Annotated in this window: 7 protein-coding genes; 2 read left to right on the forward strand and 5 right to left on the reverse strand. The window is 34.6% G+C overall.

Annotated elements, in window-relative coordinates; all coding sequences use genetic code 11:
- Nucleotides 1-39 precede the first annotated feature (39 nt).
- A complete protein-coding gene (locus D7004_RS01775; protein ID WP_123204156.1) occupies nucleotides 40-4,161 on the reverse strand; it encodes a hybrid sensor histidine kinase/response regulator transcription factor in 4,122 nt (1,373 codons plus the stop codon).
- Nucleotides 4,162-4,443: 282 nt separating this feature from the next.
- On the opposite strand from D7004_RS01775, the gene D7004_RS01780 reads away from it, so the two are divergent.
- A complete protein-coding gene (locus tag D7004_RS01780; protein WP_123204157.1) occupies nucleotides 4,444-4,803 on the forward strand; it encodes a response regulator transcription factor in 360 nt (119 codons plus the stop codon).
- A 5-nt stretch (nucleotides 4,804-4,808) separates the two neighbouring features.
- Here D7004_RS01780 and D7004_RS01785 read toward each other — a convergent pair whose 3' ends face one another.
- Nucleotides 4,809-5,540: a sensor histidine kinase gene (locus D7004_RS01785; protein WP_123204158.1), complete on the reverse strand. Its 732-nt coding sequence runs from the start codon at nucleotides 5,538-5,540 to the stop codon at nucleotides 4,809-4,811.
- A 44-nt stretch (nucleotides 5,541-5,584) separates the two neighbouring features.
- Complete coding sequence (locus tag D7004_RS20790) at nucleotides 5,585-6,625, reverse strand: GAF domain-containing protein (RefSeq protein ID WP_123204159.1); 1,041 nt, start codon at nucleotides 6,623-6,625, stop codon at nucleotides 5,585-5,587.
- A gap of 274 nt (nucleotides 6,626-6,899) precedes the next feature.
- On the opposite strand from D7004_RS20790, the gene D7004_RS01795 reads away from it, so the two are divergent.
- A complete protein-coding gene (locus tag D7004_RS01795; RefSeq protein WP_123204160.1) occupies nucleotides 6,900-8,447 on the forward strand; it encodes a cryptochrome/photolyase family protein in 1,548 nt (515 codons plus the stop codon).
- 1,273 nt (nucleotides 8,448-9,720) lie between these two features.
- Here D7004_RS01795 and D7004_RS01805 read toward each other — a convergent pair.
- The gene (locus D7004_RS01805) at nucleotides 9,721-10,749 is read right to left on the reverse strand and encodes a LacI family DNA-binding transcriptional regulator (RefSeq protein ID WP_123204162.1); all 1,029 of its coding nucleotides are present in this window, start codon (nucleotides 10,747-10,749) and stop codon (nucleotides 9,721-9,723) included.
- A 56-nt stretch (nucleotides 10,750-10,805) separates the two neighbouring features.
- Nucleotides 10,806-11,981 (reverse strand): mannonate dehydratase, encoded by a 1,176-nt coding sequence (gene uxuA / locus D7004_RS01810; protein WP_123204163.1) that lies wholly within the window; start codon nucleotides 11,979-11,981, stop codon nucleotides 10,806-10,808.
- Between the last annotated feature and the right edge of the window lies 1 nt (nucleotide 11,982).

An 11,982-nucleotide genomic window follows, 5' to 3' on the forward strand; every position in this document is an offset into this window, starting at 1 on the left:
AAAATTAGGCTTCATTTGATTTTAAAAGCGGTTTTGATTTTAATTTTTCTTGGTTTTTTGCAAAACATAAGCCGATGGCAGCATATTAAATTCTTGCTTAAAATATTTGGTAAAATATTTAGGGTTATTAAAACCTACTTCGTAAGCAATTTCGGATATGGTTAATTGAGATTTCTCCAGCAGTTGAATTGACTTTTTTAAGCGATAAAAACGAATGTATTCTACAGGCGATTTTCCTGTTAACAACAAAACTTTTTTATATAAGCTTACCCTGCTCATATTCATTTCTCCGCTTAACTGATCTACTGAATATTCGGCGTTGGAAACATTACTTTCTATAAATGAGGTAAGCTGACGCATAAATTTTTCATCTACCGATTCTATCTCATCAGTTTTCGGATTAATATCAACCTGTTTTTTATATTTTATTTCAGAGGATTTAATTTGAGTAAGTTGATTTTTAATTTTAAAAAGCAAGATTTCAAAATTAAAAGGCTTCATTACATAATCATTTGCACCAGTTTCTAAACCCGAAATCTGCATTTCTTCGCCAGTTAGTGCTGTTAATAAAATTACGGGCGTATTTGCCGTACGTTTATCGGTTTTAATTTTTTTGCATAAATCTATTCCATTCATTTCAGGCATGCTTACATCACTAACCACCAAATCAGGATGGTGAGACAAAACTTTTTGCCAGCCTTCCTTTCCATTCGATGCCTCGAAAATTAGATAGTATTCATTCAAATTATCTTTCAGGTAAAACCTAAAATCATCATTATCTTCTACCAATAGTAAAACTGGCTTCTTACTAAACTCTGGTAATGTGGCAGCATGCTTATCTTCAAAAACAGCATTTAATGGTGATTTTACGGTAAAGCTAAGCTTGCTATTTTCATCTATGGTTACCTTAGCTTCATTAAAAGGTATCTTAACAATAAATGTAGAACCAATACCAACGCTACTTTCGGCTGTTACATCGCCCCCATGCAAACGAACAAACTCTTTGGTTATGGATAAACCTATTCCACTACCCTGATTTACTAATGACCCTGGAATATCACTCTGAAAAAAACGGTCGAAAATTCGATTTAACTTGTCGTTTTCTATCCCTATACCACTATCGCTAACACTTATCAGTAGCAAGGTCTCTTGATATTGATTAACTTCTGAACCAAGTTGAACCTCTACTTTACCACCTTCTGGTGTAAATTTAAACGCATTACTTAGCAAATTAAATAGAATACGTTCAATTTTATCATAATCAAACTCGGTAATAAAGTTAGTCAAATCAGATTGGAAACTAAATTCGATGTTCTTTTTTTCAGCGATATCAGAAAATGAATGTGTTAAATCTTTAATAAAATCTACAATGTCGCCCAGTTTAAAATCCAGTTTTAATTGTTGGACTTCCATTCGCCTAAAATCCAGCAATTGGTTAACCATATTTAGCAAACGCCTTCCGTTTCTGTGAATCATTTGCATTTGTTGCTTTCTGCCACTGTCCTCAGTTTGCTTGATTAGCTTTTCCATTGGCGTAATAATCAACGACAATGGCGTTCTAAATTCATGACTGATATTGGTAAAAAATTTAATCTTCATTAAATCCAGCTCATGCATTCTTTTAGCTTCACGTCGCTCCTGTTCTATTGCAAATTCGGTTTTTAGCTTTCTGATGCCTCGTTGCCTAACTAAAAATAGTGCACCACCAATTGTAGCTAAATATAAAACATACGCTAATGGAGTTTTCCAAAATGGAGGCAATATCTCAATCGCTATTCTTTTTTCGTTTGCTACCCAATCTCCTGCAGCATTTGTGGAATATACTTTAAAGGTATAATTTCCGGGGTCTAAATTGGTGTAAGTGGCTCTTCGTAAATTTCCTGTTGGTTCCTGCCATGTTTTGTCGAATCCTTCCAACATATATTTATACTTAATCTTATCCGGATTGAAATAATTCAAAGCAGTAAATTCTATCGAAACCACATTGTTTTGATGATTTAATGATAGCTCAGTAGTACTATTCAATGTTTTTTCTAAAATTACATCGCCATTTAATTCTTCATCAACAGCAATGCTTTTGTTGGCAATTTGCAAATCAGAAAGTGCAATTTCAGGTTTACTGTGGTCGGTTTTTATTGCTTCGGGTTTAAACATGTTAAAGCCGTTTGCGCCACCAAATATTAACTCACCCTTTTTGGTTAAATAAGCAGAGTTAACATTAAATTCTTTTCCTTGCAAACCATCTTGCTGGTCGTAATTTCTAAAAGAAAAACTAAAGCTTTTACCATTGTTTTTGACTTTAATAAACGTTAAACCCTTGGTAGAACTTACCCAAAGATTTTTGTTTTTATCCTCTACAATGTTAAGCGTTGTATTATCAGGCAAACCATTTTCAATCCTAAATACATCGAAATGTTTTGTTTTCGGGTTATATCGATTTAGCCCATCTCGGGTAGTTATCCAAATGTAACCGTAACTATCTTCCAAAATATCGTAAACGTTGCCATTGCTTAATGAATTTTTAAGTTGAGGATCGGCATTAAAATGTGTGAATTTATTGGTTTTCTTCTCCCAAAAATCCAATCCTACAGAAGTACCGATATATGCATTTCCGTATTTATCTTTTAACAAAGCGGTTACGAAATTTGATGCAACACTATTTTTTGACTGGTATGCTTTATAATGGGTAAATATCCCGCTAGTTCTATCCAATACATCAATACCTGCACCTAAGGTGCCAATCCACAATTTTTTATCATCGCCTTCGATGATATCCCAAATCCTATCATCACCAATGCTATTTGTATTTTTTGTATCGTGGCGATAATGTTTAAAGTTTTTACCATCGAAGCGATCTAAACCTCCAAAATAAGTACCAATCCATAATTTCTTTTCATCATCAATAAATAAGCTCACCACAATATCATTGCTAATGCTATTTACATCATTAGCATTGTGCTTATAAGTAAGGTATTTCTGATTTTTTCTATCGTAATAAATTAAGCCATGACCATTTGTTCCAATCCAGATATTGCCCTTATCATCCTCGATAAATCGGTTCACATCATCATAAGGCAAACTATTTTTATTTGATGATAAATGCTTGTACAAAGGGAATTTAATTATATTTTGATGGTAATAACTTACTCCCTTTTTAAAAGTTCCAACCCAAATAATGCCTGTATTATCTTTATACATACTTACAACACTATTCTGACTTAATGTTTTCGGGTCGTCTTCCCTACTTTCTACATAGTTTATTTCGAAGTTTTTCTCATCTAAAATATTAATACCGCCATGGTCGGTTCCTATCCAAATTGCACCATTATCATCTTGTATAATTCCGGTAATTAAGTTGCTATTTAAACCTCCAGCTTTTTTACTTAAAAATTTAACCTGATTAGTTGAGATAGCATAATAAGTAAGATTTTCCTGATCGTTAAAACTCCAGATAAATACACCACCATCTTTATCGATAAAAAACCTAAGCGGCTTAAAATCTATTGGCTCTTTAAATTTTAAAGCAATAAAGCGCCTTTTTAATTTTAAACTAAAAGCATCAAATTGTTCGAAGGTTTTATCGGTATGTAAAACATATATATTTCCATTTGTATCATTTTGTATATCCGAAACTGGTGCTTTGCCAAGTATGCCATTATCTGAACATTTTAAATGAACAGTTTTTTTATTGTCTGTTTGATAAATGTAGATTCCATCATTACCGGCATTAAACCAAAAATTACCTGTTTTATCTTTTTTTACATTGAGAATAGCACTTGTACTAATACCTAAAGATTTAAAATATGGATTAACATTTTGTACAATGCTCTGCTTTTCTAGGTCGAATATATTTAAGCCTGCTCTGGTATCGATTAATAGTTTTGAATGAGGTAATTCGGCTACATTGTTGATAAAATCATCACTAAGTGTATTTGGATTTCTAGAATTATGTTTGAAAACTTTAAATTGATATCCATCATATCGGTTCAAGCCGGCCATAGTACCAAACCACATATATCCTTTTGAATCTTTGTGTATTGCGGTTACCTGATTATTTGAAAGGCCGTTAGATAAATCTAGTCTCGAAAACTGCAGTTGAGTTTCTTGAGCGGATGCATACCCACAAAAAATAAATAAAATACAGAGAATTTTGAGACGCATCTTACAATAGAACAATATTTGGATTAGAAATGATGTACAATGTAAGCATAAAAACAGAAAATTTTAAAGCTGATATGAACGAAGTATTATGGCAAATTGACGTTGTCGTCGTTCGATTATGATACCTCTAAAAGTAACTTTTGCTTAGAGATATGAAGTATTATTGTTTGGGGGAAAATACGTGTTTTATGCAATACAACTATTTTTGATGGCTTATTAAAAACAAACGAATTGATTAAAGGTTCTTAGTATGGATGCTATAGCATTATGATTGAGAGATATATGAAAGGGAAAAAAATAAGCGTCTTGGAGGATGATGAAGGAATATTAGAGGTAGTAGAAATGATATTATCTGCAGAAGGTTATGAAGTTGATGGCTTTGCTTGCGTTAATGATTTTATGATTGGAAACGCTACCAGCATACCTGATATTTATTTATTAGACGTAATGTTACCAGATGGTGATGGTTTACGAATTTGCAATCAATTAAAAAATCAACCAAAAACCAGCCATGTTCCGGTTGTAATGATGAGCGCCCATGCCGATATCTCTATTATGATGGCGCAGTGTAAGGCAGATGGTTTTATATCTAAGCCTTTTGATCTTAATCACATTATTAACTTAGTCGGCAGTTTTAGATAAAAATTTTATGATTCTTCCAGTTTAGTAATTGAAGATTCAGTTGGTATAGAAAAGTAAAACGTGGAGCCTTTGCCCAGTTCGCTTTCTACCCAAATTTTCCCTGCATGTGCCTGAATAATTTCATCGCATAAATAAAGCCCGATACCGAAACCACTTATAGTCTGAATTTCTTTTCTATCTACCCTGTAAAAACGTTCGAATAGTTTCTTTAAATCGTGCCCTGCAATGCCAATGCCTTGATCTTTTACGCTAACCACAGCATTTGTTTCTTCCGTAACGCAAGCAACATTAATGGTTGTTCCTCTTGGCGAATATTTAACCGCATTGTTTATAAAATTGGTAATTACCTGACCAATTTTATCTCTATCGGCTTTTACGATAGTACGTTCTACCGGTGCAAATATTACATTATGTGAAGAAATAGTGGCTTGCGATTCTACTTCCGACTCTTTTACCAATTCGGCCATATCAAAAACAGTAGTATTCAAAGGGATTTTTCCTGTTTCTGCCCTTTTCATATTCAAAAATCCATCGATTAATGAAACCATTTTTCGTACTTGCAGAAGTGCTCTACCAAGCACTCCGCTACTAAAATCGTCGTCATTTTTGGCAGCTTTTAACTGTAGAACCTGAATATAACCACTCATTGATGTTAATGGAGTTTTAAGTTCGTGGCTAACAATACTGATGAAGCCATTTTTACGCTGGTCATCTTCTTTACGTTCCGTAATATCCATTATGGTACCTGAAAAGTAAGATCTTCGACCATTATCTGCAGGGTTTAATTTTCCAGTTGCCCTAACCCATCGTAATCGATTGTCTTTTTTTTGGATATAATTGGATACTCCAAATCATAAGCTTCTCCTGACGCTATTGCTTCCTCAACTTTAGCACCTACAATACTCCTGTAATCTTCACGAATGTGATTAAGGGCAGCATCATATGCCATGGTTTCACTTGGTTCATAACCGAAAAATTCTTTTAGTCGGGGCGATGGTATAAACTCCCGTGTATCTGCATCGATATACCAAATACCCAATTCAGCCTGCTCTATGGCAAGATTTTTTATCTCCTCACTTTCTGCAAGTTTAGCATTGCTGAGGTATAAACTTCTTTGGCTAACCTTTAGCGAATGATTGAGCGCAATTAATTCTTCATTTGCTGCCAGGATTTCTTCATTGGTAGTCGAAAGTTCTTCATTCAACTCTTCAACCATCCTTTGGCTGTAAAACAATTCGTCATTTGTAGCCTTTAACTCTTCATTAACGGCTTCGGCACTTTCAGAAATCATATGCTGCTTTTCAGCCTCTTCTATCGATGAAAGCCTAAGCTCTATTTCATCCATCACAATTTTAGCTAAACTTTCTAAAATCACACGACTCTTTTCATCGAATGTTCTTGGGGTTTTATCTATGATGCAAAGCGTTCCTATTCTGAAACCATCGGCAGTTGTAAGCGGTGCACCTGCATAAAACCTTAAGCCAAAACTACCAGCAACATTAGGGTTAGTTAATAAACAGGGTTCTGTTGGAGCATTTTCAAAAACCGTTACGTTTTTATCTAATATGGAAAGTGAACATAAACTCACACCTCTTGATGTGCTTTTAACATTTCCCATACCGATATTAGCTTTAAAATAAACCTGTTCGGCATCTACAAGGGAAATTAGTGAAACTGGAACATCAAAAATTTGAGTAGCTAATTTGGCAACATTGTCGAAAGCATTTTCTGGTGGTGTATCGAGTATTTTATATCGCTTCAAAGCCTCAATACGCAATTCATCATTATCAGGAATAATGTTTTTTCCAAAAGTGTTATCCATTTATCTTTTTTTAATGTGCGTTATTTTGAAAGCGTAAAATCTATTAGAAATATGCTAGAGTAGGAAAAAACAACCGAAGGCATCAATAGTTTTATATTTATACATCATTCGCTATTGCAAAAAAAGCAATTAGGTTTTTCTATCTCTACTTCAAAAATTATATACGTAAATTTCCGTGGTTGAATTTTGTTATTGGTTTTGAATAATACATTTTCTAAAAACAATACAAAACATTATCTCTTTTAAATACGATACCCAAATCCGTAGTCGCTAAATGAAAAATAAATACAAAAAATTAAGGTTAATTCTAGGCGACCAGTTAAACCGAAATCATTCTTGGTTTCAGGAGAAAGACTCATCTATATTGCATGTTTTGATGGAGGTTAAAACGGAAACCGATTATGTTTGGCACCACATTCAAAAAGCTTGTGCATTCTTTGCCGCAATGGAAGATTTTGCTAAAACCTTAAATGCCGATGGTTTTGATACGATTTATCTAAAATTAGATGATGAAGACAACCAGCAGAGCTTTTCTAAAAACATCATTCATTTGATTAAAAAGTTTGAAATTGAAGTTTTTCAATACCAAATGCCTGATGAATATAGACTTGACCAAGAATTAAATGGTTTATGCGATGGACTTACCATTACATACAAATGTTTTGATACGGAGCATTTTTACACAAGCAGAAATGAATTAGGCGATTTCTTTGCCGGTAAGAAATCATTGCTTATGGAAAGTTTTTACAGGGCAATGCGTTTAAAACATAACATCCTTATAAATAATGGTGATGACCCGGAAGGTGATAAATGGAATTTTGATACTGAGAATAGAAAAAAATTACCCAAAGGACATAAACCGAATGCTCCATTATTATTTGATAACGATGTTAGGAAACCGCACCAACGTTTAGTTGCAGCTAAAATTCGTACCATTGGTAGCATTGAACCTGAGTATTTGCAATGGCCGATAAATAGAAAACAATCTTTAGGCTTATTGGATTATTTCTGTAAAAATTGCCTTCATCTTTTCGGAACTTTTCAAGATGCGATGCATACCGACGAGTGGTCGCTCTACCATTCACGACTTTCATTTAGCATGAATACCAAAATAATTTCGCCCATGGAAGTTGTAAAGGCTGCCATAACTTTTTGGAGAAATAATAAGAAAACAGTTGCACTAAATCAGGTTGAAGGCTTTGTTAGGCAAATTTTAGGTTGGCGTGAATATATGCGTGGCGTTTACTGGATGAAAATGCCCGAGTTTGAAAACTTAAATTATTTTAACCACACAGAAAAACTACCGGATTGGTATTGGACAGGCAAAACAGATATGAACTGCCTTAAACATTCCATAAACCAATCTTTAAATTATGCTTATGCACATCATATTCAACGATTGATGGTTACTGGAAACTTTGCTTTATTGGCGGGAATAAACCCTGATGAGGTAGATTTTTGGTATTTAAGCATTTATATCGATGCTATACAATGGGTTGAAATTACAAACACCAGGGGTATGAGCCAATACGCTGATGGTGGAATTGTTGGTTCGAAACCATATACGGCTTCTGCTAATTACATCAATAAAATGAGTAATTATTGTGAGCATTGCAAATACGACAAGAATGATAAAATTGGCGAAAATTCTTGTCCCTTTAATAGCTTGTATTGGAATTTTCACGATCAGCATCGAGAAAAACTTCAACGCAATCCACGCCTTTCTATGGTTTACCGCCTTTGGGATAAGATGAACCCTGAATTAAAATCTAAAGTTTTATCAAGAGCAGATTATTATCTGAAAAACTTGGAGACATTGTAATTATTTAGGGTTGGTTTTTTCGATAGACAAATGAGCGATCTTATTTTCGGTTTGTAGGTGCAAAGACCGAGGAATGTCTATTTAGTATCCGTAGGACATAAGCGGAGTATAGGCATTAGCTTTGACAACTTTTAAAAAGTTGTCAAAGCTTACATGGGATGAAGCAAATCGATAAATTGTCGTATCATCACAAACCAATATACTAGCCCCCCATGGTCTGTGTCCTCACAGAACATTAAATTAATTTTATTTCGGTCTGTGGGGACACAGACCTGGGAATGTCTATTTGGATCTTTAGGACATAATCGGGGATATAGGCATTAGCTTTGACAACTTTTTAAAAGTTGTCAAAGCTTACATGGGATGAAGCAAACCAATAAATTGTCTGTATCATCATAAACCAATATATTATCCCCCGTGGCCTGTGTCCTCACAGAACATTAAATTATTTTATTTCGGTCCTTATGCACACAGACCGAGGAATAAAGAATTCCATGTTCAAAGATTTCTCGGCTTCGCTCGAAATGACGGTGGGTTTTCTTCAATGGCCAATGTCCTTACAGAACATTAAACACTTATATTTTCGGTTTGTAGGTGCAAAGACCGAGGAATGTCTATTTGGATATGTAGGACATAAACGGGCTATGGACAATTAGCTTTGACAACTTTTAAAAAGTTGTCAAAGCGACCATTAAACTATTTATTTCGGTCTTCATGGACACAGACCGAGGAATAAGAATTCTATGATAAAGATTTCTCGGCTTCGCTCGAAATGACGATAGCTTATTTACTTGCAGCCTTAAATACTTGTAGAAGCAAGATTTAACTAGACCCGATAGAGCGGAAAGACCGGAAGACGAGGAACGAGGATGAGGACTTGAAGCGATAGCGGGACGAACATTAATAGATGCTTCAGGTATTGCTCTTCTAAAAATTATGAATTTTGTGATATTAATCTAAATATTTTCGTTCATGGACATTAAACTTTTATTTTCGGTCTGTGAGGACACAGACCGAGGAATTTGTTTTGTGATATTTAATTTAAATATGCTCAACTATTGTCTGCGGGGCACAGACGTAAGAATATCTAAATAATTAATTTAGCTTTGACAACTTTTAAAAAGTTGTCAAAGCTTACTTGGAATGAAGCAAACCAATAAATTGTCTGTATCATCACAAACCAATTATTATCCTATTTCAGACCACTAAGACTTCTCTCCATTTCGGTCTGTGGCGGCACAGACCGATGAATAGGAATATAGTATGTATAAACTTAGCTTACTAAAGTTTGGGTAGATTGCCTAATATTTAAATTTGCATTTATTTTTAAAACGCTACGTTCGCCGCTGTTTTTTGATTCGCCGGCATTTAGTTTTTTAAGTAGCAGTTGAACAATATTTTCTGCCAATGCTTCAATTGGTTGTTCAATCGCTGTTATAGATGGGCTAATGAATTCCAAAAGTTCAAAATCATCGAAAGATAAAACTGCCTTGCTAGACAAAAGTTGCTCCATACCTAATCTAGAAAGCCTTAAGCCATCCATTGTTAAATAATTCGCTGCAAAAATTATGGCATCTAAATCCGGATTTTCCTGCAAAAATGATTTAATTTTCTCGGTAGAATCTTCTGAATTTGTGTATTTTATTTTCAGCACCTGCGGTTTAGCTTTTACTTTTTTAACGGTATCTGTATAACCTTGTAAACGATCGAGCATTTGCTGTTGTTCCGTATCAATGGTTACAAATCCTATTTTTTTAAATCCATTATCCAACAGGTGCTGTGTTGCTGTTGCCGTTGATTGAAAATTATCTGTTAACACATAATCTGCATCAATTTCTGGGAGATATCTATCGAAGAAAACTACCGGAGCTTTACCCGAAATAAGTCTACCAATTTCTTCTTCCAAACCTTCGGCAATGGCAATAATGTAACCATCTACGTGCCTATCTTTAAAAATATTTAAAATTTCGCTTATTCTTTTCTTATCATTCCCGGTGCTGCTGAAAATAATTTTATAACCACGAGCCGAAGCTTTTTGGTCGATAACCCTTGCAATTCCCGAGAAAAAAGGTTTAGAAATATCATCAACCAAAAAACCAATAATTTTCGTTTTGCCTGTTCGTAAGCTGCGAGCAATTGAATTTGGCTGATAATCCAATTCAGCTACAACCTTCAGTATTTTTTCGGTAAGCTTTTCGCTAATATGCTTTTCTTTCGCCTTTCCATTTAATACAAATGAAACGGTTGTAATTGATGTGCCTACCAGGTTAGCAATGTGTTTTATTGATAATTTTTCTTGCATTAAGAATGTTAATATGTAATAATAAATTGTTTAGACACGCAGCTAGGCTTATTTCATTAATAATTTCCGGTTACACCAACTTCAAGTCCACGTAATTCTGCCAAACCCCTTAAACGACCAATTGCTGAATAACCAGGGTTGGTTTGCTTCGCTAAATCATCGAGCATTTGGTGGCCGTGATCTGGTCTGAAAGGAATAGTTTTTTCTCTTAAAGCATTCTCTTCGGATAGAGCCTTCATAATTTCGTACATGTTTACATCGCCGCCCAAATGGTCTGCTTCGTAAAAACTTCCGTCGTTATCTTTAGTTACGTTTCTTAAATGTGCAAAATAAACCTGCTCTTTAACAACGTTAAAAATTTCTAGTACATTGTTATCAACACCCGCACCCAATGAACCGGTACAAAAGCAAACTCCATTAAATGGTTTATCAACCTTTTCAAATATATAACTAAAATCATCAATCGTACTTGCAATTCTTGGCAAACCTAAAATAGGATAAGGAGGATCATCGGGATGGATGGTCATTTTAATTCCTTCGGTTTCGCAAACATCCGCAATAGATGATAAAAAATAAACCAAATTTTCCCTCAAGCCATCAAAACCAAGTTTTTTATACTCGGTAATGCTGTTTCGCAGGGTTTCCAATTCGATTTCTTTCTCATTAGGAATACCCATCAAAACGTTTATCTGCAAATCTTTTAGTTCCTGCTGATTTAACGTAGCGAACTTGTCTTTCGCCCGGTTTAAAATAGATTCAGAATAATCCAACTCCGCTTCATCCCTTTTTAAAATGTATAAATCGAAAATTGCCAAATCTATCCAATTAAAATACAAGGCTTTGGAACCATCTGTCATTTCTAAATCCAGTTGTGTACGTGTCCAATCTAACACCGGCATAAAGTTATAGCAAACTGTTTTTATACCACATTGCGATAAGTTTTGAAGCGACTTTTTATACTTTTCAATATATTCATCTGCATTAGCAGCACGGGTTTTAATGGCTTCATGCACAGGAACGCTTTCTACTACTGACCATGTTAAACCAGCAGCTTCGATAATAGATTTACGCTCTAAAATATCGTTTACCGGCCAAATTTCGCCATGTGGAATGTGATGCAGTGCGGTAACAATTCCTGTAGCACCAGCTTGTTTTACATCTTGTAAACTAACCGGATCATTTGGCCCATACCAGCGCCAAGTTTGTTCTAATTTTTTATATTCAGTTTTCATA

Origin of the sequence: Pedobacter jejuensis (assembly GCF_003725795.1) — a bacterium.
Lineage (GTDB): Bacteria > Bacteroidota > Bacteroidia > Sphingobacteriales > Sphingobacteriaceae > Pedobacter > Pedobacter jejuensis.